Source organism: Streptomyces albireticuli (genome assembly GCF_021228125.1).
Lineage (GTDB): Bacteria > Actinomycetota > Actinomycetes > Streptomycetales > Streptomycetaceae > Streptomyces > Streptomyces albireticuli.
The window spans coordinates 11,277-29,798 of the sequence record NZ_JAJQQS010000010.1 but is presented as its reverse complement, the minus strand read 5'-3'; the positions used below and the strand labels follow the sequence as shown (position 1 = coordinate 29,798).

Sequence of the window (18,522 nt, the reverse complement as noted above, 5' to 3'; positions counted from 1 at the left end):
CGCGGCGAGCAACCCTGTCGGCTTCACGACGCCTCGCCCTTCGTTTCAGCCTGCGGTTCGAGGGATTCCTGGTGCAGGGCGTGCGCTTCCTCGGTGATGTCGATGGCAACCGGGCACCACACGATGCAACGGCCGCAGCCCACGCAGCCGGAGCTGTCGAACTGGTCCCACCAGGTGCCGAGTTTGTGGGTGAGCCACTGGCGGTAGCGGCTGCGCCCGGTGCTCCGGACGGAACCGCCGGGCAGATGGGTGAAGTCCATGTCGTAACAGGACTCCCAACGGCGCCAGCGTTCAGCGTGATCACCGGTTAGGTCGGTGACGTCCTCAGTGGTGGTGCAGAAACACGTCGGGCAGGCCATGGTGCAGTTGCCGCAGGTCAGGCAGCGGGCGGCGACATCGTTCCAGCGCTCGGCGTCCAGTGTGCCCGCGAGCAGCGCGCGCAGGTCGACGTCCGGCATGGTGCGGCCCATCCGCCCGGCGGCGGCCTCGACGTCCTCGCGGGCCCGAGTGCGCGTGATGTCGTCGGCGGGCCGGTGCGGAAGGCTCTCCAGGATCTCCGCGCCTTCCTCGGTGCCGGCGCGGGCCAGGAAGCGGTGCCCGCTGTCGTCCAGCACCTCGGTGAGCGCCAGGTCGTAGCCGGGCTGCGCGGCGGGGCCGGTGCCCATGGAGACGCAGAAGCAGGTGGCGCCCGGTTCAACGCACTCGACCACGATCAGGAACGCTCCGGTACGGCGTTCCTCGTAGGCATCGTCCCGGTGCCGGCCACCGATCATGACGCGGTCCTGGATCTGGATGGCCCTCAGATCGCAGGGCCGTACGCCCAGGAAGGCGAACGAGGTCGGCTCCGGGCGTTCGGCACGGACCGTCATCCCACCGTCGGGAGCCCGGTCGGCGGTCCACTGCCGTGCTCGCTCGGGGTGCAGGAAGTTCTTCCACGACTGGGGGCCGGCGCTATGGGCGAAGGCCATGGCGTCGGTCCGCCGCTTCATCCGGTAGTAGCCGGCCTCCAGCTCCACTCCCCAGCCGTAGGGCAGCTCGTCGGCGGACTCGAGTTCGGCCAGCACGATGGCGCCGTCCCGCGCGGTCGGTCCGATCACTGTCCTGCCCCGGGCGCGCAGCTCCCGCACGAGGGCCTCGATGCCTTCCAGGTCCAGCACGCAGGCCGTGCTGTCGGCGTCCGGCGGTGCCGTCGCGGAGGGCATGGCGTCTCCTGCTCGCTCGGTGGCAGTGTTCCCCTCAGCCTGACCACATCCGGGACGGCCCGCACGCCGAGCGCGCCGGCAGGGGGCGGGCCATCCGGGCGCGGGTCTCAGCGCAGGCGCCGCAGGTACGGGTCGTACGCCTTGTGGGGTTCCAGCCGCACGCGGACGTCCAGCGCCATGACGCCGTCCGGGCAGGGCACCACCGGATTGAGGTCGGCCTCGGCGAGCTGGGGCAGGTCACAGGCCATCCGGGACAGGCACAACAGCAGGCGTTCGAGGGCACCGAGGTCGACGGGGATGCCGCCGTGGCGGCCCGACAGGAGAACGGAGCAGCGCGGCGAGGTGATGAGGTCGTCGAGATCGTAGGTGGTGAGCGGGGCGAGGCGGGCGGCGTGGTCGGCCAGGACGTCGGTGGCCGTACCGCCCTGGCCGAAGAGCACGAGCGAGCCGAAGACCGGGTCCTGGACGACGCCTGCCACCAACTCCAGGACGTGCGGGGCATGAGGCTGCACCACCACGCCGGAGAGCCGGTCGCCGAAGTGGTCTACGAAGTCGCGGTAGGCGGCTCGTACCTGCCCTTCGCCCTGGAGGTCGAGGCGGACGGCGCCCTCGTCGGTCTTGTGCACCAGCCCCGGCCAGTGGGCTTTGAGTACGACCCGGCCGTCCGGGCCGGCGAGGCGCGTGGCTGCCGCTGCGGCTGTCTCCTCGTCGCACATCCACTCCCAGGCGACCTGCGGGATGCCGTAGCGGGTGAGGAGCCGTGCGCATTGGACCGGGTCGAGCCAGCCGCCCTCGGGACGTTCGGCGAGCCACTCCGCCACATCCGCTCGGGCACCTTCGGTATCGACGCTGGACGGATCCGGTGGCAGGCTCTGCGGCCTGCTTCGCCGCCGGGCGTAAGCGGCCGTGTACGACAGGGCACGGGCGGCGTCCTGTGGGTCGGCGTACGCGGGCACAGCTCCGCCGCGCTCGGCTGGCAACAACTCCACACGCGCGGCCCGGTCCACCAGGACGAGGGCCGTCGTGCACGGAGCCCGTTCCGGGGCATCGGTGAACGCCCGCACCAGGTCGTCGCCGGTGGCCGCGGCCAGGGCCGTTGGGACCAGTACCCCCAGCACCGCGTCGACGTCCCGGTGCGCCGCCAGCAGGTCCACACAGGCGCGCAGCCGGTCCTCGGGCACGGCGGCGGTGGCGTCGACCGGATTGCCGACCGCCGCACCCCCCGGCAGCACGGCCGCGACCTCCGCCGCCAGGGCGGGCTCCAGCGGACGGACGCTCAGCCCGGCTTCGCTGCACGCGTCGGCGGCCAGCACGCCCACCCCGCCGGCGTTGGTGACCACCACCACGCGCTCGCCGGCGGGCAGCGGCTGTGTGTGCAGGAGTGCCATTGTGTCCAGGAGTTCCCCGATGCTCCGGGTGGCGATGACACCGGCCTGGTGGAAGAGCGCCTGCCGGGTCATTGTCGGCGTGGCGGCGGCAGCTGTGTGCGAGGCCGCCGCCCTGCGCCCGGCCTCCGAGCGCCCCGCGTCCACTGTGAGCACTGGCATGCGCCTGCTCACCCGCCGGGCGGTACGGGAGAACGCACGGGGATTGCCGAACGACTCCAGGTGCAGCACCGCGAGATCGGTACGTCCGTCCTCTTCCCACCACTGCAGGAGGTCGTTGCCGCTGACGTCGTACTTGTCGCCGAGCGAGACGAACGTCGACACGCCGATCCCGAGCCGGGACAGTCCGTCCAGCAGCGCGATGCCGACGCCGCCCGACTGGGTGGCGACCCCGGCCGTGCCGGGCAGAAGGAAGCGGGCGGCGAACGTCGCGTCCAGCCGGACGTCCTTCTCCGTATTGGCCAGGCCCAGGCAGTTAGGGCCGACCATGCGCATGCCGTGCTGGCGGCAGGCCGCCCGCAGCCCGGCCGCCTGGACGGCGTCGAGCCCGGACGTCACCACCGCCAGTGCCCGCACTCCGCGCGCGCCGCACTCCTCGGCGATAGTGGGTACCGCGTGGGCGGGGACGGCCAGCACGGCCAGTTCGGGAGTCTCCGGCAGGTCGGAGACGGCGGGGTGACAGGGCAGGCCGTCGAGGGCGGGCCCGTGCGGGTTCACGACGTGCACCGGGCCGGTGAAACCGTTGGCACGCAGATTGCGCAGGATGGCCCGTCCTACGGATCCGGGGCGGTGGCCGGCGCCCACCACGGCGACGGAGCCGGGCCGCAGCAGTGGCCGGAGGCTGGCGACGTCGGCGGTGCGCCCGCGTGTGTCGAGGGCGGTCAGATAGTGCTCGTCCGGCGTCAGCGCCACCCGAATGTGGATCTCCGGCCCCTCGAAGCGCCGTCGTACAGGCAGCCCGAGGTCGGCGAAGACCCTGATGACTCGCATGTTCTGGCTCAGCGCGTCGGCCGTCAGCTCCTGGACCCCCTTGGCCCGCGCGAGGTCGACGAGGTGTTCCAAAAGGAGCGTTCCGACGCCATGGTGGTGCCATTCGTCCGCCACGGCGAGGGCGACCTCGGCGGCGGTCGGTCTGCCTCCGGGCGGGTCGGTGGGTGTCGCGTGGTACTCGGTCAGCCCCACCACCTCACCGTCCACTTCGGCTACCAGAGCCCGGTCTCCCGGCCCGGCGCCCAGACACAACGCCTCCGCCGCCTTCTGCGCGACGAGGGGGCCAGTGGAGAAGAAGCGCAACCGCAGGTTCTTGGGGGACATGCGCTCGTACAGCCGGAGTACCGCCGCACGGTCCTCCGGTACGACAGGTCTGACCCGCACGGTCGTCCCGTCGGCAAGCAGCGCGTAGACCGCAGGGGCCGGCGACTCCGGGGTACGGGTCATGGCACGGTCGCCTCCTCGCCTTCCAGCATGGCCCGTGTCGTGCGGGGGCGCATGGGCCGGTCGGGCGCTGTTCGTACGTCAGGGGGAGCGGGGCAGTGGCTCCCCGAGTTCGCCTTCCACGGCGTCGGCCATGGCCCGGAGCACCTCCAGCGTTCGTTCCGCCTCGGCCTCGTCGACCGTGGTGATGGCGAACCCCACGTGGATCACGACGTAGGTGCCCACAGCGGCCTCGGGTGTGTAGGCCAGGCACGCCTCGCGGCGGACCCCGCCGAAGTCGACCGTGGCCATCCGCAGCCCGGCACGGTCGTGGATCTCCACCACCCGGCCCGGAATGCCCAGACACATCGTCGTCACCCTTCCTGTAGGCGGGCTGCGGCCACTGCCGCCTGCCCGTAGCTGATTCCTCCGTCGTTGACCGGCACGGCACTGTTCACGAGCACCCGTAGTCCCTGTTCCTCGAGCAGGGATCTTGTCTCTGTGAGCAGGCGTGCGTTCTGGAAGCAGCCGCCCGACAGGCACACGGTCGACGGTGCCCCGGCTGCCACGGCTCGCTGGACCATGCCGGAGGTCACCTCAGCCAGTGTGCGGTGAAAAGCCGCGGCGAGCGTGCTCGTCCGCTCGTCGGCCACGGTGCGGTCGAGCAGGGCGGTCAAGGTGGGTACGGGGTCGTACACCCACAGCCCGTCAGCCCGTGCGAGACGCCAAGGGAGGGCTTCGGCGCGCTCTTCCCCCGCCGTCGTTTCCAGGGCGACGGCTGCCTGTCCCTCGTAGGTGGCGTCGTCGCACAGGCCGAGCAGGGCGGCCGCGGCGTCGAAGAGACGCCCGGCACTGGACGCGCGCGGGCAGTTGACGTCCCGCTCGACCACCGTCTGGATCACCCGGACTTCGTCCGGCGGGAGCCGCCGCTCGAACGCGACAGCCAGCGACGGCGGGATACCGGTGCCGCCGAGCGCCTCCACCCCGTACAGGTACCCCAGGGCCATACGAGCGGGCCTGCGCACGGCCGCCGCCCCGCCGGGCAGCGGAGCGGTGGCGAACCGCCCTACCCGGCGGTAGCGGGTGAGGTCGGCGACCAGGATCTCTCCGCCCCACAGTGTGCCGTCGTCGCCGAGGCCCAGCCCGTCGTAGGCCACCCCGAGGAAAGGACGGTCGAGCCCGTGTTCGGCGGCGCATGCGGCGACGTGCGCGTGGTGGTGCTGCACGGCGATCCTTCGCTCGGCGGGCTGAGCTCGCGCCCATTGGGTGGACAGGTAGCCGGGGTGCAGGTCGTGGGCGACGACCTGCGGTTCGATCCCGGTCAGCCGTACCAGGTCGGCGTAGGCCGCTTCGAAGGCGTCCAGCGTCCGTGCGTCCTCCAGGTCGCCGGTGTGCGGCCCGAGAACAGCACGGGTCCCTTCCGCGAGGGTGAAGGTGTGCTTCAGCTGCGCACCGGCCGCCACGACCGGCTGAGCGGCCGCGACGGGGATCGCGAGCGGGGCAGGGGCCAGCCCACGGGCCCGGCGCACGGTCGTGACCGTGCGGCCCACTGGGCGCACCACCGAGTCGTCGTAGCGGGCCCTGATGGGCCGGTCGTGGACGAGGAAGCTGTCGGCCACTCCCGCCAACGTCTCGCGGGCCGTCGGCTCGTCAACGGCGATGGGCTCGCCCGAGCGGTTGCCGCTGGTCACGACCAGCGGCCTGCCGAGATCCCGCAGCAGCAAGTGATGCAGCGGCGTGGTGGGCAGGAACACGCCGATGTGGTCGGTCCCCACGTGTACGCCGGGTGGGATGCCGGAGCCCTGGCGGGCCGGCGCCAGCACCACGGGCGCGGCCGGGGACGTCAGTGCCGTCACCCCGGCGGAGGACAGCCGTGCCAGGCGCCGGGCGGCCGCGATATCGCTGGTCATGACGGCGAACGGTTTGGCCGGCCGCAGCTTGCGGGCGCGCAGGCGGTTCACGGCCTCTGCGTCGGTGGCGTCGCACACCAGCTGGAAGCCGCCCAGCCCCTTGATCGCCACGATGCCACCGCTGTCGACGACCGATTCCGCGGCACGCAGGGCCTCCTCGCCGGTGAGGTCCTCCCATTCCAGGCGGGGTCCGCAGTCCGGGCATGCCACCGGCTCGGCGTGGAAGCGCCGGTCGGCCGGATCCGCGTATTCGGCGGCACATGCGGCGCACAGCGGAAAGCGCCGCATGGCGGTGCGTTCACGGTCGTACGGAAGGTCTTCGACGACGGTGGCCCGCGGACCGCAGTCCGTACAGTTGACGAACGGGTAGCGGTAACGCCGGTCGGCGGGGGCGAACAGTTCGCGCAGGCACGCTTCGCAGGTGGCGGCGTCCGGCGGGATCTCGCGGGCGGCGGGCCGGCTGCTGCCGGTCCGGGCACTGGCCCGGACGGTGAAACCCGAGCCCGGCGGCGGAGGAGGGCCGGACAGGTCCGCCACGGCCACTCGGCGGATGTCGGCCAACGGCGGCGCCTCCGCGCGCAGCAGCTCGACAAGGGCCTGCACCGATGGCGGCGGCCCGGCCACGGTCAGCTCGACACGGTCGTCGGCGTTGAGGACCCACCCGTCGAGCCCCAGCCGCGTCGCCAGGCGGTGGACGAAGGGACGGAAACCCACGCCCTGGACTCTGCCGAAGACCGTGACCGCCCGAGCCACCCGGACCGGGGCTTGCGGGCCGGTCGTAGCGCCCGTGGACGCGACTCTCACAGCCGCACGCTCCGGGACGATGCCTTGCCGTGAGGTCCGGCGAGGTAGTGGGTGATCTCCTGCTCGATCCGTTCCGTGAGGGGACCGACCGCCGCGGCGACTGCGGAGGTCAGTCCCGTGCCCAGGGAACCGTCGGCTCCTTCGACCGCGTAGACGAGCAGGCGCCGGGGCATCCTGTCGAGCGCACGTGCCAGCTCGACCGCCTCACCCAGGCCGAGCCCGTGGCTGCTCGCCGTGCCCGCCTGCCACGCCGCGCATCCGTCCAGCTCCAGCCGGTGGATCCGGCCCGGATGCCCGGGGTGGGCATGGGCAGCGTCCACGACCACGGCAAGCTCGGCGCCCTCCCACAGCCCGATCAACCGACCTGGTTCCCCGTCGCAGCACACCAGTCGGATTCCGGCCGACAGGCCGCCATGGGCCGCGCGTTCCCGCAGTCGGGCGACGACCGCGGGACCCGCGCCGTCGTCCCGGCGGAACTCGTTGCCGACTCCGATGACCGTGATGCGGTCGGACACCGCCGCCATGGTCCGCTCCCTGTACTCGGGCCGCTTGCCTGTGGTGTCCCACCTTCGCTGAGGCGCCCTGCGCGTGCGTGGCACCGGACGTCGCCCATTCGGGGCAAGGAGCTTTGTGGCCACTGATTCCTCTGTCCGCGAGGCAACGAGGCGGTTCGGCTGAACGAGGCTGCCCTGCTCTGCCCGGGCAGAGCGCGTGCCTGTGCGAGCCTTCGTGGGCAGCGGGGCTGCTGACCGGCCCTTCCGCAGGTCGACCGGCCGTGTTGTGCTGGAGGGACGGAGTCCGATATTCCGGAGGCACGGCAGGGAAGCGGTGACGACATGCACGCGAAACTCGGTGACCACTTGATCGTCGAGAGCCCGACCACGGGCGCGACCAAACGTGACGGGGAGATCATCGGCCTTCATCACTCCGACGGCACACCGCCTTATGACGTGCGCTGGTCGGACACCAACAGAGTGACCCTGGTCTACCCCGGCCCGGACGCCCACGTACACCACCCGGGGCACAACCCGAAGCCGGGACACCTCCGCTGAGGGAGGAGGGCGGCGGCGATGTCGGACGCTACGACGACAGATCTCTACGAGGTCACCATGACCCTGTCGTACCTGCGTGAGGGGCTGACCCGACCGGCGACGTTCAGCCTGTTCGTACGGGACGTCCCGGCCGATCGCGGCTTCCTCGTGGCCGCCGGCCTGGAGCCCGTCCTCGACTACCTCTCCGGCTTCCGAGTGGACGCCGACGACGTGGAGGTTTTCGCCGCCGCGCTGGACCGACCTTCGGAGGACGCTGAACCGCTTCTCGGCCTCGCGTTCACCGGTGACGTACGGGCCGTGCCCGAGGGGCGCGTGGTCCTGGCTGGCGAACCGCTGTTGGAGGTCACCGCGCCTCTTCCGCAGGCGCAACTGGTGGAGAGCTACGTCCTCAACCAGATCAACCACCAGACCACCATCGCCTCGAAGTGCGCCCGCTGCGTAATGGCCGCCGACGGGCATCCGGTTGTGGACTTCTCGCTGCGCCGCACGCACGGCACAGAGGCCGGGTACCAGGCCGCGCGGCTGGGCGCCATGGTCGGTTTCGCCGGGACCAGCAATGTGTCGGCCGCCTACGCGGAGGGCCCCGCCGTCGGGACGATGGCCCACTCCTACATCGAGGCGTTCGGGACCGAGGAGCAGGCATTCCGCGCCTTCGCCCGCACCCACCCGGGCCCGGTGACCTTCCTGGTGGACACCTACGACACCGAACGCGGCGTGGCGACTGCGGGCCGCGTCCTGAAAGACCTGGGACTCGGGCCCGGGTGCGCGGTCCGTCTGGACAGCGGCGACCTGGGCACGCTGGCAGTGCGCTCCCGCCGGATCCTCGACGGCGCCGGGCTGAACGAGGTGCGCATCGTGGCCGGCGGTGGTCTCGACGAGTTCGCCGTGGACCGGCTCGTCCGGTCGGGGGCACCAATCGACAGATACGCGGTCGGCACGAAAGCCGGCGTCTCTGCCGACGCGCCCTACCTGGACTCCGCCTACAAGCTGGTCGAGTACGACGGACGGCCCGTCATGAAGCTGTCCTCCGCCAAGGTGACGGCGCCGGGCCGCGAGCAGGTCTTCCGGCGGCCCGGGTACGCAGACATCATCGGCCTGCTCGACGAGCCTCCGCCGCCGGGCGGCGAACCGCTGCTGAAGACGGTCATGCGGCGCGGTCGGCGCGCCCAGTCCGGCAACCGGCGTTCTCGCTTGGACGACGCCCGCAGCCGGTTCGCCGACGATCTCGCGGCGCTGCCGGATGACGCGCGGAGGATCGCCTCGCCCGTCGCCCCCAAGGCCGTTCTTTCTCAGCCGCTCACCGAACTCGCAGACCGCGTTCGCCACCACATCGAGACGGACGTCCTGGCCGGTACGAGGTGAAGCGCCGCGTGCTTCAGCGGTGCGGCACCACCGCGACAGGGCAAGCCGCCCGGTGCAGGGCGGCGTGACTGACCCGGCCGAGCTGTAGCCCGAACTGGCCCTGCCGTCTGGTCGCGCCGAGGACCAGCAGGTCGGCGTCGGCCGCCGGCCCGAGCAGCATCCGGTGCGCGGGGCCTTCAAGTACTGTGCGCTTGACGGATACCTTCGGGTGCTCGGCCACGGCCTCCTCCAGCACTTCGTCCAGGACGGCGGCGGCCTGTTCCTCGTAGGCCCGGGCAGCGGAATCGAGCACGATCAAGGGGTCCGCCGGCTGCTGGGGGCTGCGCCACGCCCGCACGGCCTGGAGCTCGCACCTTCGGGCCTCGGCTTCACGCAGGGCGAACCGCACGGCGGTGGCGGCCTCGTCCGCCTCGCCCACGCCGACGACGATCCGGTTGCTCATGCCCTTGATGTTGCGCTCTTCGCCGCGTACGACGACGACCGGGCAGTCGGCACGTCCCGCCACCGCAAGACTCACGGAGCCCAGCAGAAGTTCCTTGACGGCTCCACGCCCGGACGAGCCCGTCACCAGGACAGCCGCGCTCCGCGACTCCTCCACCAGCGCGTCCACCGCGTCGTTCGGCACGGTCACGGCGTTCACCTGCAAGTCCGGGGAGAGCTGCCGGGCTCGTTGCTCGGACGAGGCGACAATGTGTTGGGCCGCCACCTCCTCCGCCGGTTGTTGACCGGTGAACGAGGGCACCGCCCCTTCGTAGCGCTCCCACAGCGACGCGTAGACCACCCGCAAGGGGAGCTGGAAGCGGACTGCTTCTTCCACAGCCCAGTCCAGGGCAGCAAGGCTGCCATCGGACCCGTCGACGCCCACAACCACGGGACGCTCCATCATGCTCACCGCCTCACCGGCATCTCGGACCGGGCGGAGCCCGTGTCGTCTGCCTCTTCCACCATCTCTCCTCGTCGCTGTCGCGGCATGTCATGGCCCACGCGCCTCCGGAGTGCGGACACCTGTCTCACTGGGGAAGATAGGTCGGACGGTGCTTGCGGAAGGAAGCGGGACACGGCCATGAGCACGGAACCAGGAGACGGGACAGGTCCCCTTCAGGCACGTCCCGGCAGCGACCTCGGTCGGCGTGTGGCCCAGCGCCGGGAGGAACTGGGCCTGACCCGGGAGGAGGCCGCCGCCCGCGCGAGCATGGATCCCGGATATCTCGAGTACGTCGAGTCGCAGGCCGGAGTGGTCTCGATGGAGGCGCTCACCGCGATGGCGGACGCGCTGGAGACCACGGTCTCCACCCTGCTGGGGGCGGGAACAGAGCAGCTTCTCGGAAGGGGACCGCTGGCACTCAGGCCGACTCTGGAGGAGCTGCCGCCCGCAGAGTGCCGGGAGAAGCTGGCACACGGCGGCGTCGGGCGGGTTGTGTTCTCGGCGCCGGGGGGACCCGAGGCTGTCCCCGTCAACTTCCGGCTCGTCGGCGACGCGATCGTCTTCCGTACGGCAGCCGGGGGCGTGCTCGCCGGGGCGGTCGGCAGTGTTGTCGCCTTCGAGGTCGACCGGATCGACGAGGCGCGTAGCGAAGGATGGAGCATCCTCGTCAGAGGAGTGGCTGAACCGGTCACCGAACCGGAAGAGCGGCAACACCTGAGCGAAACCGCGGACCCGCACTCCTGGGCGGGCGGCGAGCGGCACACCTGGGTGCGCATCCCCCTCGGCCGGATCACCGGCCGCCGTATCCGCAGTGGCCTGTAGACCCGGCGGATCGGGAGGACGACCGACCGGTGACGACACGACCGCAGGACCTCCAAGGCCTGCCCCAGGCCGAAGCGGAGCGCCGCCTGGCGCGCCACGGCCCCAACATCGTCAGCTCCGGCCGCCCCACACCGGTGTGGCGCCGGGTACTCGCCCAGCTGCGCGATCCGTTGATCCTGGTGTTGCTGGGAGCCATGGCGCTCACCGTCGCCACCGGCGACCTGGTCGATACATCGATCATCGCCATCGTCATCGTGGCCAACAGCACGGTGGGCGTGGCCCAGGAGGTACGCGCCGAACGGGCCGTGGCTGCCCTGCGGGCCCTGAGTGCTCCGGTCGTACGCGTGGTGCGCGACGGCGCCGAGCGGGAGGTGAACGCCGCGGATGTAGTACCCGGTGACGTCGTCCTGCTGGGCGAAGGCGACATCGTTCCGGCCGACGGCCGCGTCATCGAGGCAGCTACGTTGCTGGTGGACGAATCCTCCCTGACCGGCGAGTCGGTGCCGGTGGCCAAGGAAACCTCGCCGGACGATCCGGTCCTGGGAGCGGTGTCAGCAGGCACGACGGTCCTGCGAGGGCGCGGACGCGTCGAGGTGACGGCGACCGGAGCCGCCAGTGCCACGGGCCGGATCGCCGCCTTGATGGCCGCGCCGCCCGGCCTCACCCCGCTCCAGCACCGGCTGGCGCGCTTCGGCCGCGCCCTGGCCCTGGCCGCCGTCGCGCTGTCCGCCGTGGTGCTTGCCGTCGGGATCACGCGTGGGCAGCCCGTGGAGCTGATGGTGGTGACCGCGATCAGCCTGGTCGTCGCGGCCGTCCCCGAGTCGTTGCCGGCCGTGGTGACGCTCGCCCTGGCTCTGGGCGCGCGTCGGATGGCCCAACGGCATGCCATTGTCCGCAGGTTGCCCGCTGTCGAGACGTTGGGGTCGATCACCGTACTGGCCACGGACAAGACCGGAACCCTCACCGAAGGCCGTATGGCCGCGCAGCGGCTGTGGACCCCCGCCGGTGGCGAGGCCACCGTCTCGGGCATCGGCTACGTACCCCAGGGCCATGTCGAGCGGGACGGACACGTACTCACCGCCGGTCAAGCCGCGGACCTTTCGGAGTTGCTCACTGCCGCAGTGCTGTGCAACGACGCTGCGCTGCAACCGCCAGGCGCCGGCAACGGGACCTGGACGGCGCTCGGGGATCCCACGGAAGCCGCGCTCCTGACCGCCGCGGCGCGACTCGGGCTGGACATGGCGGAGTTGCGCGAGCGCATGCCGCGCGTGGACGAGATCCCGTTCAGCAGCGAGCGCAAGCGCATGACCACCGTGCATCGCCGCCCCGGAGGAGACCTGCGCGTCGTCTGTAAAGGTGCCCCCGAAACCGTCCTTCGCGCAGGACTCCTGGCCGAGGGTGGTCCGGAGCCACGTGACCGAGCACTGGAGCGGGCGCGGCAATGGGCGCAGCAGGGGTACCGGGTCCTGGCCGTGGCCGCGGCCGACAGAACGGGGCCCGCACCGGACGACTGGGAGGGCGGCCTGACTCTCCTCGGGATGGTCGCGATCCTCGACCCGCCGCGGGAGGCCGCCGCCGGCACGGTCACGGCGTGCCGGGCGGCCGGTATCACTCCTGTGCTCGTCACCGGCGACCATCCGCTGACGGCCGAAGCCGTGGCCCGGCGGCTGGGCATCGCCTCCGCCCAGGACGCAGCCGTCACTGGGGAGGGGATCCAGGGCGGGACCGTAGGGGATCCCACGGCAGTGCGTGTGTTCGCCCGTACGACACCGGAGCAGAAGGTCGGCATCGTCGAGTCCTGGCGGCAGGCCGGGCACGTGGTGGCCATGACGGGCGACGGCGTCAACGACGGGCCGGCACTGCGCCGGGCCGACATCGGCGTGGCCATGGGCCGACGCGGGACGGAGGTCGCCCGGCAGGCCGCCGACCTCGTCCTGGCCGACGACGACATCGGCACGGTCGTGGCGGCGGTCGAGGAAGGACGGCGCGTGTACGCCAACGTACGGCGCTTCCTGCTCTACGCCCTGGCGGGTGGCAGCGCGGAGATCCTGGTCATGCTCACCGGTCCAGCTCTGGGCATGGCCCTGCCACTGCTGCCGGCCCAGATCCTGTGGATCAACCTGCTCACCCACGGTCTGCCGGGCGTGGCGCTCGGCGCCGAACCCACGGCCGGCGACTCGATGCATCGGCCACCCAGACCGCCGGAGGAAAGCGTGCTGGGGCAGGGGCTGTGGGCCCGCATCCTCGCGCTGGGCGTGCTCATCACGGCGGTGACCCTGGCCGTCGGATACTGGGCCCACGGTACGGGCCGCCCCTGGCAGACGCTGGTCTTCCTGACACTGGGCGCCACCCAGCTGGGCGTCGGCCTGGGGTCCCGGGCCCGTCCAGGAACCCTGACCAATCCCTTCCTCCTCCTGGCACTGACGGCCGCCCTGGCCCTGCAGATCGCCGGAGCGTACGTGCCGGTGCTGCGCGACCTGCTCGGCACCCGGCCGCCCGAGTGGGCGGACCTGGGTGCCGTGGGCGCTGCGTTCGTACTCGGCTATGGTGCGATGCGCCTTCAGGCGTGGCTGGTGCCCGAGGGCGGCGGAGCCCGGCGGGTGCGCAGGTCCGGCGACGCCTCAGCCGCGGCGTGAGCCGCGGAACAGATTCTGGACGAAGGCCGAGGGCCTGCCCTGGCGGGGCACCGACGGCACGTCGTGCGGCGCCGGGTGTGCTCCGGCGGTTTCCTCCGAGGCCAGGGTCGCGGCGGCGATACCGGGCCGGTCGCGGGCGTCCGGCGGCGGTGTGACAGTGATACCGGCTCCGGTCAGGATGCTCAGGTCCAGGCTCCAGATCGTGGCCGAGCGTTGCTCCCACAGCGCGAAGGCCGCGTCGACGTGCCGCCGGGCCTGGTCCGGGCTCATCCGGGTGACCTTGACCAGGTGTGCGAAGGCCTGCGCTTCCAGGCCGCGGACCTGGGCGTAGCCGAAGTGCGTGACGGTGTGACAGTCGGTGCACAGGCAGATCAGCCGCTTGAGCGTCTGCACGCGGCGCGTCCCGTCGTACTCCCACCGCTCGTGCGCCTCGAGCCACCTCTTCGCCTGCCGGTCCTCTCCCGCCCCGCACGCCTCGCAGCGCATGCCGGCCCGCCGCGTGATCATGCGGCGGAGCCGTTCCCAGTCCTGCTGGGTGACACAGGAGCGGACGTTGGTGAACCAGCAGCTGCTGGGCACCAGGTCGACGAACAAGCCGCTGCCGAGTGTCCGGTCCTCACCGGGCAGGAGATCCGGGATATCCGGCGCGGCTGCCCACGGGGCGAGAGCGGTCATCCCCTCTCGTGGCGCGTACCAGCGTTTGACGGCCGGGTCCCAGCGGGCCCCGGCCCGCTTCGCCTCGTCCTTCTGCGCGTACGGAACGTCCAGCCATATGCGCTCAACCACCCGTGTGCCCCTCCCCGTTGGTGACGTGGCAACGCTATCGGTACGACTGGGCCTCTCGCCGACCGTTACGGGTTCCGTCGCTATTGGAAGGCGGCGTGGATTTCTCGTTCCGACGCCTCGTGCGAGACCAGCAGTACCTCGTCGCCCGGCTCCAGCAGCAATTCGGGGGCGGGCGCGGTGGGCTGACCACCGCGGATGACGGTCGCGACAATCGTGCCTGCGGGCAGCGTGATGCCGCTCAGGGCCTGTCCCGCCGCCCGGGACCGGTCGGTGATGGCGGTTTCGATCACGTCGACGCCTGCCTTGCTCAGGCGGAGCAGAGCTACGGTGTCGGTGGCTCCCGTGGCTTCCTCCATCAGCGAGACCAGGGGCGAGGCGGACGGAAGAGCGATGTCGACGCCCCAGTGCCGGTCGAACAGCCACGCGTTCTCGTCGTCGTTGACGCGTGCCGCGACACGCGGGACCGAGAAGTGCCGCTTGGCCAGCAGGCCGGCGACCAGATTGGTGTCGTCCTGGCCCGTCGCGATGACGATCAGGTCGGCCGTCCGCGCCCCGGCGTGCTCCAGGACCGTCGGCTCGCAGGCATCGCCGGTAATCAGCTCGGCCGCCACCTGGCCGCGCAGTTCGGCGACTCTCTCCTCGTCACTGTCGAGGAGTGCCACCTGATGGTGTGCGGCGACCAGGACTTGGGCGATCTTCTTCCCGAGCCTCCCGGCACCGGCGACCACGACCTTCATGTTCCCAGCTCCTTGTCGAGAAAGGCACGCAGCCTCCCCAGGGACTTGGCGGCGACGGCGAAGGTCACGACGTCGTGCGGCTCGGCTGAGGTGCCGTGGGCGGGGAGGAGGGAGTGCCCGGCGCGGGTGACTTCCACAACGCGAATCTCTCCGTCCACGTCGAAGTCGGTGACCGGCCGGCCCGTCAGATAGTGGGGGAGGGAGGAACGGACCAGGAGGGTCTCCCCGTTGCCGAAAGTGAACTCCGGCTCCAGGTGGCGGTGCAGCAGCATCCTGTGGATCCGGTCGACCGTCCAGCCCACGCTGGCGATCGTCGGGATCCCCAGCTCCCGGTAGAGGCCGGCACGCCGCGGTTCATAGACGCGGGCGAAGACCATCGGTACGCGGTAGGTCTCCTTCGCCGTACGGGCGCACACGATGTTGCTGTCGTCGCGGGAGGTGACGGCGACGAAGGCATCGGCGTGCTCGATACCGGCTGACTCCAGGGCTGCCCTGCCGTAGCCGTTGCCCGTGTGGAATCTGCCGCCGAAGTTCTCCGGAAGCAGCCGGCGGGTCCGGGCGAGCAGGTCGATGACATCGACGTCGTGGCTCTCTGCGACGAGCCGGGTGGCCAGGGCGGAGCCCACTCTGCCGCAGCCGACGATGATCAGCTTCATCGGTGCGCCCCCTCTCGGACGGACGATTTCCTGTGCCGCAGCCACCACTTCCGCATCTCCTCGGCGACCAGCAGGAGAAGCCCGAGGCACACCAGCAGCGCCCAGTCGGCCGCGCTCAAGGGAGCGGTGTGGAAGACGGCCTGCAGCGGGGGCGCGTAGCTGATGGCCGCCATCAGGCCGATGCCCAGCCCCCCGGCGGCCAGCAGCGCGGGGTTCGAGAACAGGCCGACGCGTAGGACACTCTGCCGTTCCGTGCGCACCGCCAGGGCGTTGAAGAACTGGCTGACCACGATGCCGGCCTGGGTCATGGTGATCGCCTCCCGGTAGACGGGGTTGTCCGCGGTGAAGGCGGAGTAGGGGATGCCGGCGGAGTTCACGCGCCAGAAGAACACGGCGCACACGCCGAGCGCCTGGATGGTGCCCAGGAAGAGGAAGCGTTGTACGACGTCGGTGGAGAAGAGCCGTTCGCTCCGCGAGCGCGGGGGGCGGTCCATGACGTCGGGCTCCGGCGGCTCGGTGCCCAGGGCGAGCGCCGGCAGGACGTCCGAGCCCAGGTCGATGGCCAGGATCTGTACGGCGCTGATGGGCACCAGCGGGAAGCCCACGAAGGTTGCGGCGAGGATGGGCACCAGCTCCGCGATGTTGTGGCTGAAGAGGTAGACAAGGAACTTGCGGATGTTCTGGTAGACCGAGCGGCCAAGCCGTACCGCCACGGCGATGGAGGCGAACGAGTCGTCCAGCAGCACCATGACCGCCGCTTCCCGGGCCACGTCCGTACCGGAGGCGCCCATGGCGACGCCGATGTCGGCGTGCTTGAGGGCGGGTGCGTCGTTGGCCCCGTCGCCGGTCACCGCCACGACCTCGCCGCGCCGCTGGAAGGCGGTGACCACCCGCATCTTGTGCTCGGGGCTGACCCGGCACAACAGCAGCTCACCGGACGAGGCGAGCAGCCGGTCCAGATCCGCGTCTTCCATGGCGTCCAGGCGGTCGCCGGTCACCACGGTGGGGTGTGGCTCACGGACGATGCCCACGCGACGAGCCATGGCCTCGGCCGTCAGCGGGTGGTCGCCGGTCACCATGGCGATGCGGATGCCGGCGGAGCGGCAGGCGGTCACCGCGGCGCTGACCTCCGGGCGGGGCGGGTCGAGCATGCCCACGAGCCCCAGCAGCGTCAGCCCGTTCTCGGTCTCGTCCTGAGCCGGCCGGGGGCCGGAGACCGTGCGGGCCGCCACGCCGAGTACCCGCAGCCCTTGGGCGGCCAGTTCGTCGATGGCCGTGGCGACCGCGCCCCGTGTTTCACCGGTCAGGGGCCTGGATGAGCCCTGCCAGTCGATATCGGCGCACCGGCTCAGCAGCTCCTGCGGCGCCCCTTTGACGTACGCGCGGTGGTCGTCGCCGGAATCCGTGCACACCACGCTCATCATCTTGCGCACCGGGTCGAACGGGTACTCGGCCGTACGGGGTGCGGCGGCCCTGCTTGAGGCCGCGTCGAGGCCCGCCTTGGCCGCCGCCACGAGAAGGGCACCCTCGGTCGTGTCACCCAGCACCCGCCACCCTTGCCGGTCGGACGGCGGCACCAGACGCGCGTCGCAGCACAAAGCCGCTCCCCGCAGCAGGCCGTGCACCTGCCCGTTGCCGGAGACCTCGCCCTCGGGTGCGTACCCGACACCGGACACGGCGTGCGTCCCGCCACCCGCCCACACCTGCACCACGGTCATCTCCGCCTGGGTGAGCGTGCCGGTCTTGTCCGTGCAGACGACGGTGGTGGAGCCGAGCGCTTCGACAGCCAGCAGTTTCTTCACGAGCGCGTGCCGACGGGCCATGCGCCGCACCCCGACGGCGAGCGACACCGACAACGTCGCCGGAAGCCCCTCGGGCACCAGCGCCACCATCACCCCGAGCGCGAACACGAACGACGACACCAGCGACTGCCCGGTCGGCAGCCGCACGGCGAACAACACGGCACCCGTCGCCAGGGCCGCCACCGCCACCCGGCGCGCCATGACGGCCACCTGCCGCTGCAGCGGGGTGCGCTGGCGTGGAGCCGAGGCGGCAAGGTGGAAGATCCGCCCGAACTCCGTCGCCCCGCCCGTCGCACAGACGACGGCCTTGGCCGAGCCGACGACCACATCGGTGCCCATGAACACGAAGTTCCGGGCCTGCAGCACGGGCCCGGCCGCCACGGCTTCGGCCGTCCGCGCCACTGCGTCGCTCTCTCCGGTCAGCGCCGCGTTGTTGACGGACAGGTCGTACGCCTCGACCAGCCGGCAGTCCGCCGGCACCGCGTCCCCCGCCTCCAACAGGACCACGTCCCCGGGGACCAGCTCACGAACGGGCACCTCTCGCCGCTCCCCGTCGCGCAGCACACGGCAGGCGTGCGGGACCATCGCCTGCAGCGACTCCGCCGTACGCTCCGCCGCATACTCCTGAAAGAAGCCGATGCCCGCATTGAGCAGCACCACGCCCAGGATGGCGACGGCCAGCTGCAGCGTGCCGACGTCTCTTGGGTCTTGGAGCCTCCAGGCGAGGAACGTGATCGCCGAGGCGACCATCAGCACGACGGCGAACAGGTCGGTGAACTGAGAGGCCAGCTGCCGCCAAGGCGCCCTACGGGCCGCACGTGGCAGCTCGTTCGCACCGAAACGTACGGTGCGCGATACCACCTCCGTGTCCGGCAGACCGCTGGCGCTGCTGTCCAGGCCGGCGACAACGGCTGACGGCGGCAGGGTCTGGACCTCGGACCGGTCCGCCGGCGGGGGAGCGCCAGGGCCGGGAGCGTCACCCGGTCGCAGAAGACCGGTGTCGACCGGCATCACGGACCGCCCAGGCGAC

13 protein-coding genes and 1 pseudogene are annotated in these 18,522 nt (G+C 71.6%); 4 read left to right on the top strand and 10 right to left on the bottom strand.

Translation table 11 applies throughout. The annotated features are described in order from the left end of the window. Nucleotides 1-23: 23 nt before the first annotated feature. From LUZ64_RS19170 to LUZ64_RS19150, 5 genes are all read right to left on the bottom strand, one after another. A complete protein-coding gene (locus LUZ64_RS19170) occupies nucleotides 24-1,202 on the bottom strand; it encodes a 4Fe-4S dicluster domain-containing protein (protein WP_095581357.1) in 1,179 nt (392 codons plus the stop codon). Between the two features lie 107 nt (nucleotides 1,203-1,309). Next, nucleotides 1,310-4,024: a bifunctional acetate--CoA ligase family protein/GNAT family N-acetyltransferase gene (locus LUZ64_RS19165; RefSeq protein WP_095581358.1), complete on the bottom strand. Its 2,715-nt coding sequence runs from the start codon at nucleotides 4,022-4,024 to the stop codon at nucleotides 1,310-1,312. Between the two features lie 78 nt (nucleotides 4,025-4,102). Continuing rightward, a complete protein-coding gene (locus LUZ64_RS19160; protein WP_087925275.1) occupies nucleotides 4,103-4,369 on the bottom strand; it encodes a HypC/HybG/HupF family hydrogenase formation chaperone in 267 nt (88 codons plus the stop codon). A 5-nt stretch (nucleotides 4,370-4,374) separates the two neighbouring features. Then, nucleotides 4,375-6,663: a carbamoyltransferase HypF gene (gene hypF / locus LUZ64_RS19155; protein WP_095581359.1), complete on the bottom strand. Its 2,289-nt coding sequence runs from the start codon at nucleotides 6,661-6,663 to the stop codon at nucleotides 4,375-4,377. Nucleotides 6,664-6,710: 47 nt separating this feature from the next. Then, the gene (locus LUZ64_RS19150) at nucleotides 6,711-7,238 is read right to left on the bottom strand and encodes a hydrogenase maturation protease (RefSeq protein ID WP_095581360.1); all 528 of its coding nucleotides are present in this window, start codon (nucleotides 7,236-7,238) and stop codon (nucleotides 6,711-6,713) included. 312 nt (nucleotides 7,239-7,550) lie between these two features. On the opposite strand from LUZ64_RS19150, the pseudogene LUZ64_RS19145 reads away from it, so the two are divergent. Both LUZ64_RS19145 and LUZ64_RS19140 read left to right on the top strand, forming a co-directional pair. Beyond that, a pseudogene (locus LUZ64_RS19145) lies at nucleotides 7,551-7,751 on the top strand (DUF1918 domain-containing protein); the annotation flags it as partial. 33 nt (nucleotides 7,752-7,784) lie between these two features. Beyond that, nucleotides 7,785-9,128, top strand: a complete 1,344-nt coding sequence (locus LUZ64_RS19140) for a nicotinate phosphoribosyltransferase (RefSeq protein WP_095581362.1) — start codon at nucleotides 7,785-7,787, stop codon at nucleotides 9,126-9,128. Between the two features lie 13 nt (nucleotides 9,129-9,141). On the opposite strand, the gene LUZ64_RS19135 is transcribed toward LUZ64_RS19140, so the two are convergent. Further along, a complete protein-coding gene (locus tag LUZ64_RS19135; RefSeq protein WP_095581380.1) occupies nucleotides 9,142-10,011 on the bottom strand; it encodes a universal stress protein in 870 nt (289 codons plus the stop codon). 180 nt (nucleotides 10,012-10,191) lie between these two features. On the opposite strand from LUZ64_RS19135, the gene LUZ64_RS19130 reads away from it, so the two are divergent. Together LUZ64_RS19130 and LUZ64_RS19125 are read left to right on the top strand one after the other, a co-directional pair. Further along, on the top strand, nucleotides 10,192-10,875 hold the full coding sequence (locus LUZ64_RS19130; RefSeq protein WP_095581363.1) for a helix-turn-helix domain-containing protein: 684 nt from the start codon (nucleotides 10,192-10,194) through the stop codon (nucleotides 10,873-10,875). 29 nt (nucleotides 10,876-10,904) lie between these two features. Further along, nucleotides 10,905-13,511, top strand: coding sequence for a cation-translocating P-type ATPase (locus LUZ64_RS19125; RefSeq protein WP_211305018.1), 2,607 nt, complete (start codon nucleotides 10,905-10,907; stop codon nucleotides 13,509-13,511). On the opposite strand, the gene LUZ64_RS19120 is transcribed toward LUZ64_RS19125, so the two are convergent. From LUZ64_RS19120 to LUZ64_RS19105, 4 genes are all read right to left on the bottom strand, one after another. Next, complete coding sequence (locus tag LUZ64_RS19120; RefSeq protein WP_232398600.1) at nucleotides 13,497-14,297, bottom strand: DUF5710 domain-containing protein; 801 nt, start codon at nucleotides 14,295-14,297, stop codon at nucleotides 13,497-13,499. The genes LUZ64_RS19125 and LUZ64_RS19120 overlap by 15 nt on opposite strands. Before the next feature lie 80 nt (nucleotides 14,298-14,377). After that, nucleotides 14,378-15,034 carry a potassium channel family protein gene (locus LUZ64_RS19115; RefSeq protein ID WP_095581364.1) on the bottom strand — a complete coding sequence of 219 codons (657 nt, stop codon included), beginning with the start codon at nucleotides 15,032-15,034 and terminating at the stop codon, nucleotides 14,378-14,380. Further along, entirely contained in the window at nucleotides 15,031-15,690 is a 660-nt protein-coding gene (locus tag LUZ64_RS19110; RefSeq protein ID WP_095581365.1) for a potassium channel family protein, read from the bottom strand. Before LUZ64_RS19110 ends, LUZ64_RS19115 begins: the two co-directional genes overlap by 4 nt. After that, nucleotides 15,687-18,503: a cation-translocating P-type ATPase gene (locus LUZ64_RS19105; RefSeq protein WP_095581366.1), complete on the bottom strand. Its 2,817-nt coding sequence runs from the start codon at nucleotides 18,501-18,503 to the stop codon at nucleotides 15,687-15,689. Before LUZ64_RS19105 ends, LUZ64_RS19110 begins: the two co-directional genes overlap by 4 nt. Nucleotides 18,504-18,522: the final 19 nt, after the last annotated feature.

Excerpts from the sequence above, each read along its gene's own strand:
- LUZ64_RS19170 (WP_095581357.1), bottom strand. The coding sequence starts at position 1,202 with ATGCCCTCCGCGACGGCACCGCCGGACGCCGACAGCACGGCCTGCGTG.
- LUZ64_RS19165 (WP_095581358.1), bottom strand. The coding sequence starts at position 4,024 with ATGACCCGTACCCCGGAGTCGCCGGCCCCTGCGGTCTACGCGCTGCTT.
- LUZ64_RS19160 (WP_087925275.1), bottom strand. The coding sequence starts at position 4,369 with ATGTGTCTGGGCATTCCGGGCCGGGTGGTGGAGATCCACGACCGTGCC.
- LUZ64_RS19150 (WP_095581360.1), bottom strand. The coding sequence starts at position 7,238 with ATGGCGGCGGTGTCCGACCGCATCACGGTCATCGGAGTCGGCAACGAG.
- LUZ64_RS19140 (WP_095581362.1), top strand. The coding sequence starts at position 7,785 with ATGTCGGACGCTACGACGACAGATCTCTACGAGGTCACCATGACCCTG.
- LUZ64_RS19135 (WP_095581380.1), bottom strand. The coding sequence starts at position 10,011 with ATGGAGCGTCCCGTGGTTGTGGGCGTCGACGGGTCCGATGGCAGCCTT.
- LUZ64_RS19130 (WP_095581363.1), top strand. The coding sequence starts at position 10,192 with ATGAGCACGGAACCAGGAGACGGGACAGGTCCCCTTCAGGCACGTCCC.
- LUZ64_RS19115 (WP_095581364.1), bottom strand. The coding sequence starts at position 15,034 with ATGAAGGTCGTGGTCGCCGGTGCCGGGAGGCTCGGGAAGAAGATCGCC.
- LUZ64_RS19110 (WP_095581365.1), bottom strand. The coding sequence starts at position 15,690 with ATGAAGCTGATCATCGTCGGCTGCGGCAGAGTGGGCTCCGCCCTGGCC.
- LUZ64_RS19105 (WP_095581366.1), bottom strand. The coding sequence starts at position 18,503 with ATGCCGGTCGACACCGGTCTTCTGCGACCGGGTGACGCTCCCGGCCCT.